Source organism: Marinomonas sp. HM11-D, from assembly GCF_057626615.1.
In genome coordinates this window covers 244,764-265,795 of record NZ_JBMMKT010000002.1, presented here as the reverse complement: position 1 = coordinate 265,795, position 21,032 = coordinate 244,764, and the positions used below count along the sequence as shown (strand labels likewise).

16 protein-coding genes are annotated in these 21,032 nt (G+C 47.7%); 2 read left to right on the top strand and 14 right to left on the bottom strand.

Translation table 11 applies throughout. The features are described from left to right. Positions 1-17 precede the first annotated feature (17 nt). The 4 genes from ACOSVP_RS03640 to hrpA are packed head-to-tail and all read right to left on the bottom strand — an operon-like array spanning position 18 to position 8,162. The gene (locus ACOSVP_RS03640; RefSeq protein WP_487346129.1) at positions 18-2,321 is read right to left on the bottom strand and encodes a putative bifunctional diguanylate cyclase/phosphodiesterase; all 2,304 of its coding nucleotides are present in this window, start codon (positions 2,319-2,321) and stop codon (positions 18-20) included. 16 nt (positions 2,322-2,337) lie between these two features. Continuing rightward, positions 2,338-3,390, bottom strand: coding sequence for an ABC transporter substrate-binding protein (locus ACOSVP_RS03635; protein ID WP_487346128.1), 1,053 nt, complete (start codon positions 3,388-3,390; stop codon positions 2,338-2,340). 38 nt (positions 3,391-3,428) lie between these two features. After that, a complete protein-coding gene (locus ACOSVP_RS03630) occupies positions 3,429-4,235 on the bottom strand; it encodes an MlaA family lipoprotein (protein WP_487346127.1) in 807 nt (268 codons plus the stop codon). An 18-nt stretch (positions 4,236-4,253) separates the two neighbouring features. Continuing rightward, positions 4,254-8,162 (bottom strand): ATP-dependent RNA helicase HrpA, encoded by a 3,909-nt coding sequence (gene hrpA / locus ACOSVP_RS03625; protein ID WP_487346126.1) that lies wholly within the window; start codon positions 8,160-8,162, stop codon positions 4,254-4,256. A 245-nt stretch (positions 8,163-8,407) separates the two neighbouring features. Between hrpA and cysK the strand changes: the two genes are divergently transcribed. Further along, entirely contained in the window at positions 8,408-9,373 is a 966-nt protein-coding gene (cysK, locus tag ACOSVP_RS03620) for a cysteine synthase A (RefSeq protein WP_487346125.1), read from the top strand. A gap of 78 nt (positions 9,374-9,451) precedes the next feature. On the opposite strand, the gene ACOSVP_RS03615 is transcribed toward cysK, so the two are convergent. The 10 genes from ACOSVP_RS03615 to ACOSVP_RS03570 all read right to left on the bottom strand — a co-directional run bounded on the left by ACOSVP_RS03615 (position 9,452) and on the right by ACOSVP_RS03570 (position 19,180). Next, positions 9,452-10,249 (bottom strand): class II glutamine amidotransferase, encoded by a 798-nt coding sequence (locus tag ACOSVP_RS03615; RefSeq protein WP_487346124.1) that lies wholly within the window; start codon positions 10,247-10,249, stop codon positions 9,452-9,454. Continuing rightward, a complete protein-coding gene (locus tag ACOSVP_RS03610; protein WP_487346123.1) occupies positions 10,242-12,083 on the bottom strand; it encodes a vWA domain-containing protein in 1,842 nt (613 codons plus the stop codon). Before ACOSVP_RS03610 ends, ACOSVP_RS03615 begins: the two co-directional genes overlap by 8 nt. A gap of 91 nt (positions 12,084-12,174) precedes the next feature. Then, on the bottom strand, positions 12,175-12,660 hold the full coding sequence (locus tag ACOSVP_RS03605; RefSeq protein ID WP_487346122.1) for a YcgN family cysteine cluster protein: 486 nt from the start codon (positions 12,658-12,660) through the stop codon (positions 12,175-12,177). Continuing rightward, on the bottom strand, positions 12,660-12,950 hold the full coding sequence (locus ACOSVP_RS03600; protein WP_487346121.1) for a YcgL domain-containing protein: 291 nt from the start codon (positions 12,948-12,950) through the stop codon (positions 12,660-12,662). The genes ACOSVP_RS03605 and ACOSVP_RS03600 overlap by 1 nt, the downstream gene beginning before the upstream one ends. Before the next feature lie 23 nt (positions 12,951-12,973). After that, positions 12,974-14,113 carry a ribonuclease D gene (gene rnd, locus ACOSVP_RS03595; protein WP_487346120.1) on the bottom strand — a complete coding sequence of 380 codons (1,140 nt, stop codon included), beginning with the start codon at positions 14,111-14,113 and terminating at the stop codon, positions 12,974-12,976. Between the two features lies 1 nt (position 14,114). Further along, entirely contained in the window at positions 14,115-14,708 is a 594-nt protein-coding gene (recR, locus tag ACOSVP_RS03590) for a recombination mediator RecR (RefSeq protein ID WP_487346119.1), read from the bottom strand. Between the two features lie 15 nt (positions 14,709-14,723). After that, positions 14,724-15,050 (bottom strand): YbaB/EbfC family nucleoid-associated protein, encoded by a 327-nt coding sequence (locus ACOSVP_RS03585; RefSeq protein ID WP_055462985.1) that lies wholly within the window; start codon positions 15,048-15,050, stop codon positions 14,724-14,726. Between the two features lie 19 nt (positions 15,051-15,069). Continuing rightward, positions 15,070-17,253, bottom strand: coding sequence for a DNA polymerase III subunit gamma/tau (dnaX, locus tag ACOSVP_RS03580; protein WP_487346118.1), 2,184 nt, complete (start codon positions 17,251-17,253; stop codon positions 15,070-15,072). A gap of 191 nt (positions 17,254-17,444) precedes the next feature. Continuing rightward, complete coding sequence (gene trhO / locus ACOSVP_RS03575) at positions 17,445-18,437, bottom strand: oxygen-dependent tRNA uridine(34) hydroxylase TrhO (RefSeq protein WP_487346117.1); 993 nt, start codon at positions 18,435-18,437, stop codon at positions 17,445-17,447. Positions 18,438-18,526: 89 nt separating this feature from the next. Next, the gene (locus tag ACOSVP_RS03570; RefSeq protein WP_487346116.1) at positions 18,527-19,180 is read right to left on the bottom strand and encodes a 2OG-Fe(II) oxygenase; all 654 of its coding nucleotides are present in this window, start codon (positions 19,178-19,180) and stop codon (positions 18,527-18,529) included. Positions 19,181-19,272: 92 nt separating this feature from the next. On the opposite strand from ACOSVP_RS03570, the gene radD reads away from it, so the two are divergent. Further along, positions 19,273-21,018: a DNA repair helicase RadD gene (gene radD / locus ACOSVP_RS03565; protein ID WP_487346115.1), complete on the top strand. Its 1,746-nt coding sequence runs from the start codon at positions 19,273-19,275 to the stop codon at positions 21,016-21,018. Positions 21,019-21,032 lie beyond the last annotated feature (14 nt).

Genomic DNA, 21,032 nt, shown 5'->3' with positions numbered 1-21,032 from the left:
AGGCCGCGGCCTCTTTTTTATTGTTGATTGTTAATTGCTTCGGTGTATTCCATATGCCATTGACGCAGTTCACCAAGCCCCATTGGCTGTGCAATAGAGTAACCTTGGAAGTAATCACAACCAGCGCCTTTTAAAATGTCGAATTTCTCATTGTTTTCAACACCTTCAGCCGTGACTTTAATTTTTTGGATATGGCACAGCTCAATAGTTGGTTCCAATAATAGTCGATAACCATTGGTGGTGAGACGATCTACCAACTCTTTATCAAACTTCACCTTATCCACCGGATAGTCGATCATTTGCAGCAACGGTGTGTAGCCGATACCGAAATCGTCGATCGAGATTTTAAAGCCCGCCTCACGTAGTTCACGCAAGACAGACAAGACCTGTTCGACCGCGAAGTAACCAAAGGTTTCAGTAATCTCTAGCTCTACCGAACGATCCGGTACATTAAACTCTTTCTTAAGATTAATGATGCGCTCAGCAAAGGCCGCTTGCCCTAACTCACCCGCGGAAATGTTAATAGCGATCACTATGTCTTCACCCAGAAACTCTTGTAGCTTGGCCAATTGTGAAAAGGCGTTGCGGAACACCCAATCATCAATTTTCGTATAGGAGCCGGTTTGCTCAGCAATCGGCACAAATTCATCTGGGGTAATTTGCCCAAGCTCTGGAGAGTGCCAACGCAGCAGGACTTCCAAGCCTTTAATTTTATGATTGCCGTCCACAAACGGCATAAACATCAATGAAAACTCTTCATCACAATTGACGAATTTTAGAGCATCTTCGACCAGTTTCACACGACGAGCTTCACGGGCAATGGTATGTGAATACGCGGCAAAACGGTTTTTACCGGTACGCTTAGCGTGGTACATGGCCATGTCCGCGTTGGCAATCAACTCACGTAAATCTTCACCATCGTTTGGATAGCTGGCAATACCAACACTGGCCGACACCGGCGTGATATAACGTTCTGTTTTAAAGCCACCTTCAAACAGCGCCACTAGGTTAGAAGCCAATGTGAGACGCTCGTCGATGTTTTCATGGGCTAGAACAATGGCAAATTCATCCCCCGCCAAACGGGAGACCAAGGAACTGTGATTACGATGCTGGTCATCTTGGAGCAAGGCTTGGAAAGATCGGGCCGCATGCTGAAGTAACTCGTCCCCTGCTTCGTGGCCGAGACGGTCATTCACAAACTTAAAGTTATCAAGATCGATGTAGATCAAGGAAACATGGCTGTGGCGATTCCAAGCGCGAATCAAGGCACGTTTAGCAAATTCTTGGAAGCGGGTACGGTTTGGTAACTTGGTCAAGGCATCCGTGACCGCGAGGGTTTGTGACTCCCGTAAATTGGCATGAAGCTGATCATACAGCTCATAGAATTTACTACCTAAACGACTGACCTCGTCTTCGCCCACTGGTTTCTGAATATTAGATTGTTGCTCTTCCATCACCAGCGTCAGCTGCTGATCAAGGGTCTCAATTGGCGAAATGATGTAACGCTTGATAAGAAACAGCAATAAACCGGTAATACCAAGTCCCAAAGCCACGGCAACCGCAATCATCCAATCTACTAGATAAGTTCGCGCTTGACGCAGGTATTGTGCCGACAGCTCCATTTCCAAATCAAAGCCTGGATAAAGACTGACTTTGCGTAAGGAAGGCGAATCGTTTGAGGTTAATTCAGAAGTGCGGTTAACAATTAAAGGCGCCTTACCGTACTCTTTTTGAAGATCGTTAACCATATGATCGAAAGACTCTAGATAGACCGTTGCCACAATGGCCAAGGAGTCATTCAATGAAGGACGAACTGGAGAAGTAAAGGTTCTGCTGTCGATGGCTTTGCCATACATGTAAGCGTGTCGACCATCGTTCAAAAACATCAGTTTTTGTGTATCCGGCACGTTTTTAGAAACTAACGAATGCGCAAAACTAGGCACATAGTCTGGAATACTAGTAAATGGATTGTTACTGCGCTCATAGTGATAAATTGGCTCACCATTAGCATCGAATACAGATAGCAGAACCCGATTTTGCTCATCACCTAAAACATCATTGATTAGAAAGTCTAAGCGCTGCGTCACCAAATACTCACGTATGTCTTGACCCACATAGCGAGTAAAATTCACCAAGGTTTCCCCTTCGAGAAGCAGAGAAATAATATCAGCACTGATATTGGCTTCCCGCTCAAATTCGACTTTGGCTTGCAACAGTTTTAAGTCCAAACGATTTTGCTCAACTTCCGTCAGCGTATCAATTTGAATTCGGTAAACACCAATCGTTGCTACCACTACCCCGACAAGAAGGATAGGTAACACGAGGAGTACTAAGCGCTTAGTTAGAGTCATGATAACGAATTAAAGCGTCCTTGATGCGCGTCCTTTGTAAAATCTCAGATCCCCTAAGCGTTTGAAAAAGCTTAGCTTTCTCAAGCAATTCAGAGTCTAAATACACAGTTGGGTCGTTCAAAACTTCTTCATCAATAAGGCTTTTTGCGTCCAAATACGGACTAGCTACCCATAATGTTTCTGAGCTTCGGGCACTATTTTCTTTACTGGTCAAGAAATCAATAAATGCTTGGGCTTCTTCTTTATTTTTAGAATTAGCGGAGATAGCAAGACAGTCGATCCATATTATCGCTCCCTCTTCGGGAATAATATACTGCCATAAATCACCACCTTGTATCTCATTTAAACCATATTGGTCTCCAGAATAAGCCGGTGCAGCCCAAACATCCTGTTGTTCTGGATTCGCTGAGACATAAGAGTAAATATAATCATAAGTGCGCACAGATGACGATTGCACTTTCAACAGCTCAAATGCTTCTTTTAGTTCCTTTTCGCCGTTTGCATTAATCGGATACCCCAATGCTGATAAGGCTGGCATTATAATTTCATCTGCCTGCCCGAACATCCCTACATGACCACGTAATTCAGTAGATGGTACCAATAACGACTTCCAGCTTGTTGGTGCTTCAGTCAGCTTATCGGTACGATACACTAAACCGAAGGATCCCCATAAATACTGCCGACCGTATCGGCCACAAGCCGAAGGCCAATAAGTCTCACGATTCGGCTGTTTTGCAACCGGATAAAGATGCCCAGCGCCACTTAAAATGCTAATCGATGGCGCGTCCACAACCACCACATCAATTTGGCTACTTGCGTGTCCCGACAGCACGAGATTACGCTGAGCTTCATCATCGTAATACACTTGATGAATCTTAATGCCCGTCTTAGCGTGCCATTCATCCAGTAAAGCTTGGTCTGTGTAATCTTCCCAAGTGTAAAGCGTAAGAGTGATTGGGTTAGCCTGAGACGCCAACAGCTCACCACTAAACAAAGTGGTAAGCATTATAGCGCCAGAAACAAGCCATTTATCAAACATTAATTTCATCAACGCCTTAACTGTGTCATCTGACTAGATTACAACTCTTCTCCCCAAGAGTCGGTTTCACCCCAAGAATCCGCTTCTCCCCATGAGTCACCTTCGGTGCCCCAAGAATCTTGGCTGCCATCTTCGTTAGCAGGCACTTGCGTGGAAAGGTCGGATGATTCTTGTACATTAGAAATATCTTTTACCTCACCTTCACGAGTTTGAATGTAGACATCTCGTAAAAAAGAGTAACGATCTCCGAAAATCATACGTTCGGCAGACAAATACTTAGCCCGAGTTTGTACAATATTCACCCCACGCGCGATCCATTTTTCGTCAGCACTCAGATCATATAAATCCAAACCGTCATACAAAGAATAGTCCACGACCATGCCGCTAGCGTCACGGGCAGTTGATGGGCCAAAGAATGGCAACACCAAGTAAGGGCCACTGCCCACGCCCCAATAACCTAAGGTTTGGCCAAAGTCTTCTTCGTATTGCTGAATCCCCATAGCCCCAGCTACATCAAATAGCCCAAAGATACCGATGGTACTGTTGATTAAAAGGCGTGATGTTGAGGAAGCCGTTGCGTCCCACTTACCCTGTAATAAATTGTTAAAGGTGTTTGGAATTTCCCCTAAGTTTGAGAAGAAATTACTTACACCCTTTTGCATAAAATTCGGCGTGACCGCGTCATAACCTTGCGCTAAAGGCTTTAAACCATACTTATCGACTGTTTCATTAAAGCTAAAAATCGATCGGTTAAAGCCTTCCCACGGATCTTCCGTGGTCGTCGTTTCTGCAACGGCCACACAGGACGCCATCAGCATCACCAAGCTTGCGATTAAGTGTTTCATAAATTATCTCCCTATAGATCAAACAAGCTTTTTAACTTCTTGCCATTGTTTCGCTAAACGCTTGTCGGAAATAGGTTCTAATGTGCCTACTGTCTGAGCGAATAATGAAATACGGTACTCTTCTAACAACCAGCGATATCGAGTTAAATTCGGGTCATAAATACCTTTATCATCGTGCGCTTTCTTCTGACGCAGGTACTGTTCCCAAAGGTTCTCTAACTCACCCACCGCAGCGTTTTCTTTATTTAAGTGGTTTTGGAAGCGCTCTAAGCGCACCGCTACCCCTTTGAAGTATCTTGGTAATTGGCCCAACCAAAACAAAGGTGTCGCACCAATAAAACCTGGATACACCAAGTTTTCCAATTGCTTCTTGATGTCCCCATACACACGGGTCCAAGGCAATGGAATGGAGCCTTTCATTCGTTTCGCCACTTGCTGATACGCTGACAGTACTGAATGTAATTGTAGTGCCATTTCATTAGCGATGGTCACCAACTTATTACGATGATCCGCTAAAGATTGTTCAAACTGAGCTTTAGTACGTGGCAATGGACGTTCTTCTAAGAATACCTTCTCAATGATGGCATCAAGTAAGTCGTCTAATAGAATTTCTTTCTTACCAATCGGAGCAAACAACAACATCGATTCACGCAGTTTCGGCAAGTTCTTTTCGAGGTATTTCATTTCCTTGCTCAGCGCTAACCTTAGTAAGGCTATGACCCCTTTTCGATGTGCTTCTAAAGCCGTGTTTGGGTCATCGAACATTTTCAGCGACACCGAGCCTTGGTTAGCGACCAGGGCTGGGAAAGCGGTGACCTTGATACCCGCTTGCTGTAGTTCCTGACGCTCGGGTACATCTTGATCAGGCCATGTTGTCAGCTCTGCCTGTTCATGCTTCTTAGTACCAAACTTAGCAAAGCTCTTCTCAACCATTTCGGCAAAGCGATGTTGCAGCTCAGAAAGATCTTTGCCACTGCCCAACACCTTGCCACGTTCATCGATCACATCGATATTCAGTGTTAAGTGTCCATCTAGACGTTCTGCATTCCATTCTGTGAGCGGAATATCAATCAAGGTTTCACGCTTAATCTGCAACGACAACTGCTCGAGTAGATCACCTCTATCCTTGGATAAATTCGGATAAATACGCTCAACAAACTGTGGAATCGGAACAAAACGGCGACGTAAGGCTTTAGGCAAGGCACGAATCAAGGATTCACATCGCTCTTTCACGTAACCAGGCACCGCCCAACCTAATTCGTCCAACGTCAGCTGGCGTAGCAAGCCAACCGGAACTTTTAAGGTGGCACCGTCCTGCTGCTGCCCCGGCGCAAAGGCGTAATCAATCGGCAGCGCGACACCGTTCAATGAATAATTATCTGGGAACGCATATTCATCGACTTTGACATCCTGATTGATCAAGTCCTCGCGGGTCATCAACAAGGCATCAGGGTTTTGCTTGGCAAAATACTCAACGCTCTTTTGATTGCGTACATCTTCCGGTAAACGCGAGTTGTAGAAGCTAAACACCGCTTCGTCGTCGACCAAGATATCGCGAGTACGCAATTTGGCCTCTTGGGTTTCCACGTTTTTGATCAGATCTTGGTTATGTGTGTAGAACTTAGCCTTTGACTTCAAGCCATTTTCCACCAGACCTTGGCGGATAAACACTTCGCGAGCATCTTCAGGGTTCACATGGCCGTAATCGATGCGACGTTTCGCTACCAAGATCAAACCGTACAAAGACACCTGTTCAAAGGCGACGACCTTGCCTTGATTGCGCTCAAAGTGCGGATCAAAGTACTGACGCTTTACAAACGGAGCTGCGTATTCTTCCACCCACACAGGATCGATTTTCGCCACGATACGGGCGTACAGCTTGCTGGTTTCCACTAGCTCAGCGGCCATCACCCATTGCGGAGGACGCTTGAACAACATAGAACCTGGGAAGATCGACAATTTACGCGAGCGACAACCCAACATGTCTTTGGTGTCATCCATCTTGTTCGCCACTTGGGTAAACAAACCGGCCAACAGGGCACGGTGAATCGAATCGTATTGGCGCTCTTCGTGCTCGACTTCTTTGAAGCCAAGTTGTTTACAGGCAATGATGATCTGTCGGTGAATATCACGCCATTCACGCATGCGCATAAAGTTCAGGAATTGCTTGCGGCAATACTGACGAAGCTGGTTCTGGGACAATTCCTGACGCTGACCTTCAAAACGCTGCCACAAATTCAACAGCACCATAAAGTCGGAGTTTTCGTCTTTGTCGACGGCGTGACACTGGTCCGATTGGGTTTTCTTATCTTGTGGACGCTCTCGTGGATCTTGTACCGACAACGCACTGACAATGATCGCCACGTCTTTGAGCACATCATGGTCGTTCGCGGCAATCAACATACGCCCTAGTTTCGGGTCAATTGGCAATTTCGCCAGCTGACGACCAATGGTGGTTAAGCGGTCCCCTTTCAGGGCCCCCAACTCGGTCAAAGCACGGTAACCATCGTTGATCATGCGCTTTTCAGGCATCTCCACAAATGGGAACTTCTCTACTGCGCCAAGACGCAAGTTAGCCATCTGCAAAATAACCGACGCCAAGTTAGTACGGAAAATTTCTGGATCGGTAAACTCAGGACGACCGTTAAAGTCTTCTTCATCGTACAAACGAATACAGATACCTTCCGCCACACGACCACATCGTCCAGCACGCTGGTTGGCACTGGCTTGGCTGATTTTCTCAATCGGTAGTTGCTGTACTTTTGAGCGCACACTGTAACGACTGATGCGGGCCAAACCTGGGTCGATCACATAACGGATACCAGGAACCGTCAGCGAGGTCTCGGCCACGTTGGTCGACAGTACAATGCGACGGCCGCCATGTGGTTTAAAGATGCGTTGCTGCTCGGAACTGCTTAGACGGGCATACAGCGGTAGCACTTCCACATCACGCAGTTCTTCTTTACGCAGCAAATCGGCTGTTTCACGAATTTCACGTTCACCAGGCAAGAACACTAAAATATCGCCTGCGCCACGATAACCAGAGTTACGTTCTTCTGCGATCAGTAAAGTCACCGCATCAAGAATGCCCTGTTCCATGGACTGATCTTCGTCCAGTTCTTCAACGTCCGATTTACTCAACAACGGCTGGTAACGAATTTCAACTGGGTAGGTTCGACCCGATACTTCGATGATCGGCGCATTATTGAAATGGCGAGAAAAACGCTCCACATCAATGGTCGCTGAGGTCACGATCACTTTTAGATCGGGACGTTGCACCATGACGCGCTTTAGATAACCCAACAAAAAGTCGATATTCAGACTACGTTCGTGGGCCTCGTCGATGATGATGGTGTCGTATTTTTGCAGGTATTTGTCCTGCTGAATTTCCGCCAGCAAGATACCATCGGTCATCAACTTGATCAGGGTGTCTTCTTGGCTTTCATCGGTAAAACGGACTTGGAAACCAACCGCCTCACCCAATTTAACCTCAAGCTCATCACTGATACGCTCGGCGACACTGCGGGCAGCAATTCGACGAGGTTGCGTGTGGCCGATTTGACCATTGATACCACGACCCGCTTCCAAACACATTTTTGGTAGCTGAGTGGTTTTACCGGAACCTGTTTCACCGGCGATGATCACCACTTGGTTGTCTTGAATGGCTTTGACGATTTCATCACGACGTGCCGAGACGGGCAGCGACTCATCGTATTTCACTTTCGGCATGCGCTCTAGGCGAGCTTGATATAAAGCTTTAGAAGCCTCGACCAGCTGTGCTAATTCAGCTTCCAGCTTAGAAGTCGGTAGACCCTCACTACGACGCTTATCTAGCATCTCTACTTTTCGAGTGATGGCATGGCGATCTTTCACCATTAATGCAGTTTGCTGAATATCCTGCAAAACTGTTTCCTGTTTATCTCGCATGAAGTACAACGGACCTTACAAAGACGCCACCAGCATCGGACTGGTGGGTGATAACTGTTTAATATGAATGGGATTCTATCATTAAATACCGAGCTTGGCGTTGACTCTATCAACCACCTTTTCAGGATGCACTTATCTAACCTTATAGTTCTAAATTCTTACATCCTTTGCTTGGAACTGTTTATAGTTGAGCTCTACAATGTATCAACGTAACACCTATTAAAACCCAACAATAAGGATGGCCCATGTCAGATAAAGTTTTTAACGATAATTCCTTAACCATCGGTAACACGCCTCTAGTTCGTCTTAACCGCATTGGTAACGGTAATATCTGGGCAAAAGTCGAAGCTCGTAACCCTGCGTTCTCTGTTAAGTGCCGTATCGGCGCAAACATGGTTTGGGATGCAGAAAAACGTGGCGTATTAACAGCAGGCAAATCCATCGTTGAGCCATCCAGTGGCAACACAGGTATCGCACTGTGTTTCGTTGCAGCAGCACGCGGCTACCCAATCACTATCACCATGCCATCAAGCATGAGTCTTGAGCGTCGCCAAGTTATGAAAGCCTTGGGCGCAAACATCGTGTTAACAGAACCTGCTAAAGGTATGAAAGGCGCGATCGAAAAAGCTCAAGAAATCGCACAAGATCCAAACTTTGTATTACTACAGCAGTTTGAGAACCCAGCTAACCCAGAAATCCACGAAAAAACGACTGGCCCAGAAATCTGGAACGACACCAACGGTGACGTGGACGTATTCGTAGCAGGTGTCGGCACAGGTGGTACGATCACAGGTGTGAGCCGTTACATCAAAAACACACAGGGTAAAGCCATTGTCAGCGTTGCAGTGGAGCCGACTTCTTCACCAGTGATCACGCAAACAATTAACGGCGAAACACCAACGCCAGCGCCACACAAAATCCAAGGTATCGGTGCAGGCTTCGTTCCGAAGAACTTAGATTTGTCTGTGATTGACCGCGTTGAGCAAGTGTCAAACGAAGATGCGATTGCCATGGCCAAACGCCTAATGCGCGAAGAAGGCATCCTATGCGGCATCTCTTGTGGTGCAGCGGTCGTCGCGGCAGAACGTCTAAGCCAAGAGCCAGAGTTCGCGGATAAGAAAATCGTTGTGGTTCTACCTGACTCAGGTGAGCGGTACCTATCAACGGCATTGTTTGAAGGTGAATTCAGCGAGAACGAAACCGTTCAATAATTCGCTGATGCCTTACTGAAATGCAAAAGCCGACTGCGGTTGACCGCAGTCGGCTTTTTTATGGTTTCGAGACTAGGCTTACGCGTCTTCTGTTGCTTTAGGCTTAACCTGAGCAACTAACTCGCCTGCCTCAAACACACACAACTCACCCGTTTGCATTTGCAGCCAAGATTCATTTTCGGTCAAAGGTTGAGTGGCGATCACAGTCACCACATCTTTATCGGTGGTCACTTCTTTGAAGTCTACCGTCATATCTTCGTCCGCCAAGGTCGCGGGCTTAAACGGTGCTCGGCGGGTAATCCAATGAAGTTTCGTGGTGCAGTAGCAGAATAGGTACTGACCGTTGGAAAGCATCATGTTGAACACGCCTTTCTCACGCAAGCGATCACAAAGCTCAGCCAAGGTGTTCGTCAGCGTTTGCACATCCGGCATGGTATCGCCAAATTTCGCCAACAACTGCTCAATAATCCAACAAAAGGCACGCTCCGAATCCGTCGTACCCAACGGGAAATGAGTCAGCAGGCTCAGACTTTGTGGTGTATCTAACTGACCATTGTGGGCATAGCTCCAAGTGGTGTCCCACAGCAAACGACTAAACGGATGAGTATTTGGCAAACACACATGACCCACGTTCGCTTGGCGAATATGGCTGATGACAATATCGCATTTCAACGAAGTTTTACTCATCACGTCAGCCATATCGGAATCGGCACTTGGGCGCGGGTCATGAATCGCCCACACCTGATTATCGCGATACATGGCCATACCCCAGCCATCTTTGTGGGGACCAGTACGACCACCTCGGGCACGTAGGCCAGAGAAACTGAAGCAAATGTCCGTCGGGACATTGGCACTCATTCCAAGCAACTCACACATCTAATTCATCTTCTATTTTTTGTTTACGTTTTTTGCGCAGCTGGCGGAATATCAAATAACCCGCCACCAGTACTAATACGCCGATACCGTTTAAAGTACCGTATAACACCCAATCCGCTGTAGTCAGCCCTTGCTCCTCTTGAGTGGCCTCTTGAGGCTCCTCAGCAAGGTTTTCCGCTGCTACTTGCTCTGGCTCGGCATTTTCATCACTGGCTACTGCGTCTTCTTTAGCCAATTCTTCCGCTGAGACGACGGCAATTTGCGGTGTCACCACCAATGGTGTTAGCGCTTGGTTTACCCCAGCCATGGCCATCAAGGGATTGCTGCCATTATTAGCAGTACGGCTAATAGTCACCTCACCAGCCCCATCTCGGGTTAAATACCAGGGCGCTGAGGTGTATTCAAAGCGCACACCCATTTGCGTAATGCCAATCAAATGAACCTTAGCGCTCACTTGGCTATTAGGCGCGACTGGGTAAATTTTCTGCCAGAATCCCTCACCGATCAGCGGCATTTCTAGGGTTTCTTCACCACCATCGTTTGCTGTAATGATCACATGGGCGTTACTGCGCAGCATGTTTAATCTTAGGTTGGTCGGTTTAGCCGACAGCATCACCAGGTTTTCACCTTGCGTCTCTGCTTCAACGTTGATCGGTTCAGCGACACTGAAAAACTGGCTCAACTTACGCACAAAGGTTTTACCGTCCACTTCGGAGATTAACTCGTAATTACCCGGCTCAGAAATCTGATCAATTTTGTGCTTAAACTGATGGTTCGCCAGCTGCAAAGGCGCTTGTTGGATTTCCTTAGTGGTCTCGCCACTCAGTAGATTTAAACGCTGCTTGACCGTTACTAAGTTAAGCAACTCCGGATCTTGGATCAGTTGTTTATCTTGGAACAAACCCAAAGTGGAGTAGATAGGCTCATTCACAAAAATTACGGGGGCTACCTTGGTCGCTTGTACGCTCAGTTTCGTGATCACACGAATATTACTGCGCTCTAGGTCGACATTTTCAACACGCCAAGTCCCCACTTTGGGTTTGGCAATGGTGGCAAGCAAATAGTGCGGCGCTGTTACCGCTGACACATTCGCCGCAGCTAAATTCAGACGCTGCCCTTCAGGCTGGTAAATCACCGGTGACTCACCTTCTTTGTTGAAGATCAGTAACGTGGCTTCTTCAATCGCATCATCGATAAAGAAAGTATTGCCTTCAAAAGGCACCTCTTCAGAAGGTGCCGCTTGGGAAAAGATTCGGTCGAACGTTTCCAGCATTTCATCCGGCGTCGCCACTTCAGTGTAAATAGCGTCGGTGCGGGTGGAAACGGATTTAAGTAGTTCTTTGTCGGCATAGCTGGTCATGGAAACCGTGTGCAGATGAATTCCGCGTTCAGCCAATTGCACAGCTAGATCATTCATAATACGGCCACGCGAGGCATCGTTCACTGCTTTATCTAAGCTGACATCCACCATACCGTCGGTCACCAGCACCCAATGGCGATCAAAACCTGGCGCTAAATCCCCTGCGTCCGGCGTATCCAATAGCATACGAATAATGGACTCAAGGTCGGTCTGTAAATCCCCAGGAGTGTAGTTGCTGACGGCTTGATTCAGGCGAACTTTGGAAGCGGGATTGATCACGGCTTCAGGCAACAACACACGAGCCTGTTCACCAAACAGCCAAACACCGAGCGTGGCTTTTTGCTCTGGCGCTAGATCAGAAATCAATTTAAGGGATTCGGCAGTAAGCTTGTCAGGATCACTGATCAGCATACTACCAGAGGCGTCGACTATCAGTCGAAACTGAGTATCGGCAGACGCCCAGGAGGACATCATAAGAAGCATTACTACCAAACATGTTTGAACGTGCTTTCGTATGACCATCTTCTTACTCCTGAGCGACTGCTTTGAATGGTAAATCGAAGGTTCAGCCCTGTGTTGGATCGTAGGACTCGGGCATTCCGTGAACCCATCTTATTATATGTTCCTGCCAACGGTCTTCGTCAACGCTGTTTTCATTGACCGCATAGTGGCTGACATTCAATCCTTGGCTGAGCATCTCACGATTGCTGCCCACCACTAATGGGTGCCAGTTCGGTAGATCACCGGTCTCGTGCAGTACACGATAACTGCAGGTATCCGGCAACCAATCAAATGCTTCAACATCTTGCGGTGCCAAGGACAAACAGCCCTCAACTTTTTGCAAACGTTGATCGTACACTTTACAGCGACAAGCCTTAATGTCTAGCTGATGACAAGCAAGGTTGGTGTAGTACACCTCTTCCGTCTCATCATCCACTAGCTTCTGCAAACAACATTTTGCACAGCCGTCACAGATAGATTCCCACTCCGTCGGCGACATTTGCGCTAACGGTGTGGTTTTCCAAAATGGCTCATAACGTTTCGCGATCATTAGTAACGAGCTTCCGTAGGCGCTTTGTATAGATCCAATAGGTACTCATCGCGAACAGGTGGCATCTGCAGGTAGAAGCCTTGCTCACGGATGGCTTTCATCACGTCTTCGGCGTTAGCGCGGGCAAGCTTACTGTCTGGCTTTAGTAGCATGGTCATAGCGCTGATTGGCTTACCAAAACGCTCCATCAGCAATTCTGGTACATCTTTCGTACCCTTTTGCTTTTCAACGTAAAGGTACATTTCATCACGCTTTGAAGAGCGAAAAATTTCAATAATCAAATGGCTCATAGTGAGTCTCACAAGGTCTCAGGTTACTTGGCGAACTTTTCAAGCAAAGGTTTAACTACCTTATCTTGGCGCCAACCGTTAAACGCTGGATTCGACCAGTCCATCGGTGAACCTTCATAAATATGTCGTAGCAATGGATCCAGCAGCTTACGTTTCAACACCACTTCTGGTGCAATCGAAAACACATGCGCCTGTTCTTTCAAATAAGCGCGGATGGCTTTCGATAAATCCCCTGCATCGGATGGCAATGGCGCAGGCAATGGATTCTGATACTCATCTTGGCTCAGTTCGTTCACCAAGGCTACTTTTTCGACAATCGCCTGAGAGTACAAACGCACTTGCTTTGGCGAAATATCTTCCGCTTTACCGACTGCGCGAGCATTGTCAGGCATAAACTTCGCCAACGCCCACAAGGTGCGGTCTTTCAACACTTGACCACGTGGGATATTGTCCGCACGGGCACGCTCATCACGCCACAAAAACAGTAGGCGTAATAGGGTTAAACTTTTCGGGCTTAGACGCCACGCCGCCTTGATGCCGTCCCAGTTTTGCTCAGCATCGTTGTTTTGCAGGTACTGCCATTTTAGACTTTCACAGTCTTCCAATGCCCAGTCCAACATGCCTTTTTGCTCTAGGCGTGCCACCTGCATCGGGTAAACATGCGCCAAGTAGATGACATCCAGCGCCGCATAACGTTTTTGCGCATCCGTCAGTGGACGTAAGGTCCAATCAGAGCGGGTTTCGTCTTTTGCCACTTCGATATCTAAGTAGGCTTTGACCAACTTCACATAGCTCAAAGACCATTCTGCACTGACAAAGGCTTCACCGATCTGGGTGTCGTAAAATGGTATTGGCAAGACTCCCACCAGATCATCAAACACATCCAAGTCCTCTGAACACGCATGAAATACCTTCATTACGTTTTCATTGACCAACAAATCCCGCAACGGCGACCAGTCTGTGATGGTTTGTGGATCAATCAGTACCGCTTGATCTCCTTCTGAGATCTGAATTAACCCAGTGACTGGGTAAAACGTAGTACGACGCACAAATTCTGTATCGACGGCAATAAATGGCAAAGTCGCCCAGTGTTCACACCACTTAGCCAATGCCGCATCGGTTTCCACCCAAACAATGTCTAGGTTCTGGTTTTGAGTTTCCATGTTAAAGTTTTTTCCGGCCTTCTAGTGCCAATGCCAACGTATTACCGTCAACGTATTCTAATTCACCGCCCATCGGAACGCCTTGAGCAATACGGCTCACCTCGATGCCCTGAGGCTTTAATAACTGCGCGATGTAATGACTGGTGGCTTCACCTTCAACCGTGCTGTTGGTTGCGATGATCACTTCTTCAACACCCTGCTGCTTGACGATGGATTCTAATCGGTCCAACCCCAGCTCTTCAGGGCCAATGCCATCAATAGGTGATAGATGACCAAGTAACACAAAATACAAACCATCGAACTGTTTTGTGCTTTCGATGGCAATCACATCCGCTGGCGTTTCCACAATACACAACCGACTACGATTGCGTTGATCGTCGGTACACACGGGACACAGATTATCTTCTGTTAGAGTACGACACTGACTGCAGCGCCCTACTTTATCGAGTGCCGAACGCAGAGACAGAGCCAATCGGTCTGCCCCTTGGGAATCGCGCTCTAACAAGTAGAGCGCCATTTTTTGCGCTGACTTCGGCCCTACGCCAGGCAAGCAGCGCAAGGACTCAATCAGCTCTTTAATTAACGGGCTGAACAAGCGTCCACTCCTCTCTTAGAATGGCATTTTGAAGCCAGGAGGAATTGGCATACCTGCTGTTGCTGCAGACATTTTGTCTTTTGAAGCGGCTTCGATGTTACGTACCGCATCGTTGATCGCAGCAGCAATCAAGTCTTCTAGCATTTCTTTGTCATCTTCAAACAAAGAATCATCGATGGATACACGTTTAACATCGTGGCGGCCAGTCATGGTAATCTTCACAAGACCCGCACCTGCTTGACCTTCGACTTCCATGTTGCCGATTTCTTCTTGGGCTTTCTGCATGTTTTCCTGCATCTTTTGCGCTTGGCGCATCATGTTGCCCATACCACCTTTAAACATATTTCTCTCCAATATTTGACTAAGCTTTCACTTTGACAGTGTCATACAGTACTTGTCCACCCAGCTTACTCGCTAACGCTTGTACCACTGGGTGAGCATTTAAATGATCAATCGCGGCTTGCAGGGCTTCTGCACGTTTGCTCGCAGCAAACTCTTCCGCCGTGACGCCTTCGACTTCTTCTAAAGTATCGATAATTAACGGTACCTGTGTCTCAAAGAAGCCAGATAATTCTCGTTGGATTTGCTCGTAGCGCGCTTGGTTGAGCATGTGACCGTATTCTAGCGGTACTTGTAGCTTGATACCTTGTTCTGACGCGCTAATTAAACACGAGTTCATCACTATATTTTGGACCAAACCGGTTAATTTCAAGCGCGGCGCCACCAACCACCATAAATTCATGGTCATCTCTTTAAAGTGCGCGATCTCGGGCAATGGCATCGCTAACGCTGGTTGAGCGACGGTATCCGGTTGCTTATCAATTAAGGCAGGCTTTTCCGTTACCGCTTCCACCAGATTGGCCGCTGTAGCGAAGGGATCCTCGGTTTCTGCGATCGCACGCTCATCCGCATCTTCATCGCTTTCTTCATCCGCATCCACCGCACTGTCTGACTGATCATGCAGCATGCGCGATAAACGTTCAGCGGGATCTATCGCTGGCGTCTTGCGTTCAGGAGCTGGCTGCGACGCGGGCTCCACGATAACAGATGCAGACTCTATAGCAGGCTGTGATGCTACGTGCGGCGCAGGCTCTGCTTCTGCATAGTCTGACGGCGCTTGATAATCGTCGTAGTCCGGTAAAGAGTCATCCCATGGCGGCACATCGTCGTAGTTTGGTGCTGACGCTACATTTTGCGATGCCGTTGTTGCCTGCGGCGATGCTGTTGGCGCGACTTCAGGCTGCGCAACCGCTTCCGTAACAGGTTCAGCTAGGGGTACAGCTGGCGCCTCAAGGCTAACTGACTCGGCTTTGGCTTGCTCGACTTTCGCTTCGACAACGCTAGGGGGCGCTGGCGTCAGTGTTTTTTTTTCTTCCACCACAGGCGCAGCGCTTGTTGAAATCGCAGGCGTTGAAACAGGCTGAGCGGGCGGCGCATCGTAACGCACCGTCATAGCATTGGCTGGACGAAACGCAATTAAGCGTAACATCAGCATTTCAAAACCTGATTTAATCGAGTGCGACAGGGGTAAATCACGACGCCCTACCAACAAGCTTTGGTACATCACCTGAATTTCTTCTGGCGACACACTACGAGCCAATTGCTGAATCTGCGCCAAATCACCAATTTGATCCTGCAACACACCTGGCACTTGTTGCTCCACGGCAACACGATGCAGTGAGTCCAGCATGGCACCACAAATGGAAATAAAATCGGGCTGGTAATCCGCTAAAGCATCGATCTTTTGTAGCGTTTGTGCCGCATCTTTGGCCGCCACCGATTCCAGCAAGGATAGAATTTGGCTCTGATTCACCAAACCAAGCATGGATGTCACGCCAGTTTCAGTGATTTGACCATCGCCAAAGGCAATCGCTTGATCTGTTAAACTCAACGCATCACGCATACTGCCGTTGGCCGCTTGACCAATTTGCCATAACGCAGGTTGATCAAAACTCACTTGCTCGGTGGTGAGGACTTTTTGTAGATAATCCACCACCCGCTGCGCCGACATATTCTTTAGGTTAAATTGTAGACAGCGGGACAGAATGGTCACCGGCAACTTTTGCGGATCCGTGGTCGCCAGCAGGAATTTCACGTGCTCTGGTGGCTCTTCTAACGTCTTTAGTAAGGCGTTAAAAGAGTGCGTCGACAACATGTGCACCTCGTCTATGAGGTACACTTTAAAGCGACCGCGAGTCGGTGCATATTGCACGTTCTCGAGCAGTTCACGAGTGTCTTCTACCTTGGTACGCGACGCCGCATCGACTTCGATCAAGTCAACAAAACGGCCTTCTGCAATTTCGCGACAGCTATCACACTCACCACAAGGCTCTGGCGAAATACCATTCACTTCACAGTTAAGACATTTGGCAAAAATACGTGCAATGGTGGTTTTACCCACACCACGCGTGCCCGTAAACAAGTAAGCGTGATGCAAACGCTGTTGGCGTAGAGCATTCACTAAAGCTTGTAATACGTGGTCTTGCCCTGCCATTTCAAGGAAGGTTTGTGGACGCCATTTTCGTGCGAGTACTTGATAGCTCATGCAATCTAATCTGGTGATGATTGGGGCTGTGCAACACAGCGTTGGGTTGTTTGACCTTTAATCATGCTTCCATGACGGCCAGATAATGCGCTGAATTTTAAGCTTTTTCGGCAAGAAAAGGAATGCGAGAAGCGGCAAAATGCAAAAAGGGCCAGCATTCGCTGACCCTTTTGGGAGTCCCGATCAAGCCATTAGTTGGCTTGCTGGCCCGCTTGGCGTTGACGTTCACGCTCAAGCTCTTTTTCACGACGGTGTTTTTCTACCGCATCCAGCACTTCTGCACCGATGTGGGCTTCGCCACGCTCTTTCGCTAGCTGAACTTGACGCTCACGCTCAACGAAACGACGACGCTGCTCATCAGTGTATTTATCGAAACAGTGCGGACAGCTTACGCCTTGCTCAAAACGCTCATCTTGCTTCTCTTCTTCGGTGATTGGCATACGGCAAGCATGACACTGGTCGTATTCACCTTTTTCAAGCTTGTGGTTAACAGATACACGGTTATCAAAGACGAAACACTCGCCTTTCCACATGGTTTCTGCTTCCGGCACTTCTTCTAAGTACTTAAGAATACCGCCTTCAAGGTGGTAAACCTCTTCAAAACCTTGCTCTTTCAAGTAAGCCGTCGATTTTTCACAACGGATGCCGCCAGTACAGAACATGGCCACTTTCTTGTTCTTCTCTGGATCAAGATTGTCTTTCACATACTGTGGGAATTCACGGAAGGTCTCGGTCTTAGGGTTGACCGCGTTTTCAAAGGTACCGATTTGGAATTCGTAGTCGTTACGGGTGTCGATCAAAATAACGTCAGGATCAGAGATCAAGGCATTCCAATCTTTTGGCTTAACGTAAGTACCCACGACTTTACGTGGATCTACGCCTTCTACGCCCATAGTCACGATTTCTTTCTTCAGCTTAACCTTGGTGCGGTAGAACGGCATCGCTTCGTCGTAAGACTCTTTGTAAACGATGTTTTCAAGACCAGGCTGCTGATCCAACCAAGCCAACATGGCATCAATACCTTCACGGCTGCCCGCAACCGTACCATTGATACCTTCACTTGCTAACAACAAGGTACCGCGAATGCCGTTATCTTCTAGAGTAATACGAAGTGGCTCGCGCAGCGCTTCATAGTTATCAAGCTGAACAAATTTATACAGGGCACATACAACAACTTTTGACACGTCTTTCTCTCCTAATGCGATCTGGAACGTAAAACCAGAGCCTTAATTTCGGCGCGCATTATAGGGAAAAACCGCCGTGATTGCGAATCTTATTGACTTGGATCAAGGTTATTTTGAATGTTGTTATTCACTCGGAACCAGCCCGCAATACTGTGTCGGGTACGCTGAGCGGTGAGAACTTCATGGGGAAACTCTTCACTCAAGAACACTGCCAAGCGGCCTTTTTGCGGAAAGAATCGACCTAATTCGTGGTTTTCATCGTGCTCATCAAACAACACAAATTCGCCGCCATCACCGTCACCCCAGTTTTCATTCAAATACAATACCGTCGACAACACGCGATTACTTTTACCTTTAAAGGCATCCACGTGCTTTTCGTAGAAAGCCCCTTCTTCGTAGCGCGCAAAATGGGCTTCATAATCCCACAGTCCGAGAAACAAACGACGATTAAACTCTAAGCGAAGCTCACTCATGGCGTTCAAAAATGCCGTTCGAGCTGGGGTAATCGGATCAATCCAGCGAATGTAATCACTGCGACGGTTAAGCGCCACCTGATGATCATTGGAACGTCCTACACCAGCCTGCTTCATGTAACTGTTATCCAGCTCATCAATATCATTCATAAGCGCTTCGACCATTTCACCCGAGAAAAAACCATCGGTAACGCTCCAACCCTTCTCGCGAATATCAGCAACCACCTGATCAAAAGGCGTTTGCGAGGTAAATGGAACGATTGCACTCATAATGAAAACCTGCACGGGACGTTGTAAAGCGGCGAATGATACTGTAGCGTGCCCTGCGAAAACACTAACTTTTTAACGATTTTTTTCTGCCAATGTACCAACTTCGTGACTACCAACAAGAAGCGGTCGACGCCACTCTAAAACACTTCCGCAAAAGCGATGAGTCTGCCGTCATAGTGCTCCCCACCGGAGCAGGCAAAAGCCTTGTGATTGCCGAGCTGTGTCGTCTAGCGCGTCACAAAGTCATTTGTTTAACGCACGTGAAAGAGCTGGTAGAGCAAAATCATCAAAAGTTAACCGCCCTGGGTGTGGATGCGGGTATCTTTTCTGCAGGGCTTGGCCGCAAAGACCTTAACAACAAAGTCACCTTTGCCAGCATTCAAAGTATCGCCCGCGGCTTAGAACAGCATAACGAAGCGCTCTCCCTACTGATTATCGACGAATGCCATCGCATCCCAAAAGATCAACAAGGGCAATACCATCAGGTAATTGAGCACTTCAAGAAGCTTAATCCGAATTTAAAAGTATTGGGATTAACCGCCACCCCTTATCGCTTGGACAGCGGCTGGATTTATCACAAACACTGCTGGGGCTTTGCTCGCGAGACCGAAAAGCCGTTTTTCAGCCAATGCATTTATGAACTCCCCCTGCGCCGACTGGTGAAATCTGGCTATCTAACCGAACCCAAAGTGTACGATGCAGCGGTTGCCCATTACGACTTCAATCAGCTTTTGGGCAATGAATACGACAATGACAACAACCCAATCGAACAACAGCTGAACGAACTGGTAAGCAAGCACCAACGTGTCACCCAAGCTATTTGCGAACAAATCGTAGAACTCTCCACAAAGCGCAGGGGCGTCATGGTGTTCGCCAGCACCGTCGAGCACGCCAAAGAAATCCTCAGCTATTTACCTGCCAACGAAGCAGAAGTCGTAACGGGTGACACTTCTTTAAAGGAACGCGATCGCATTATTAATGCATTCAAAGCGCAGCAACTGAAATATCTGGTCAACGTATCCGTACTAACCACGGGCTTTGATGCCCCCCATGTGGATGTGATTGCGCTACTGCGACCGACCGAATCAGTGAGCCTATTTCAGCAAATGGTTGGCCGTGGTTTGCGACTCTTTCCTGAAAAGCAAGATTGTTTGATCTTGGATTACACCAACAGTGGCTACGATATTTTCCAGCCCGAAATTGGCACTAAGAAACCCAATCCAAACTGCCAATTGGTGCAGGTAGAATGCCCCCAATGCAGCCATCAAAACCTATTTTGGGGGCTTAAAGCGGCCGACGGTTCAATTCGAGAACACTATGGCCGTCGCTGCCAAGGCTTAGTGGAAACACCAGATGGTGAGTTTCAATGTGACTATCGTTTTGTCTTTAAACGCTGCCCATACTGCAATGAAGAGAATGACATTGCCGCACGCCATTGCCAGCATTGCCACGAACGCCTAATCGATCCGGACGACATTTTAAAGAAAGCGTTAAACTTGAAAGGCCATAAGGTGATTCGCTGCCAAGCCATCTCGGCCACCGTATCAGGCAACAAGGTACAGGTTATCTATCACGATGAGGATGGCGATGAGCTTAAACAGCGCTTCAACTTTGACTTTAAAAAAGATCAGCAGCGCTTTAACGAAGAGTTTGCTCGGCGCTTAGGTGCTGGCAGCACTCCAGTAGAATTTGATGCAGCCGAGCAAGTGACCGCCTTTATCCCACACTTACCTCATCCCGATTTTGTCATCGCCGAACAAGATAAGCATGGTTGGCAGGTCACTCAACTTTTGTTCGATTATCAAGGCCCCTACCGTAAAGCAAACGAGCTCAATTAAATCGCCAATTAAGT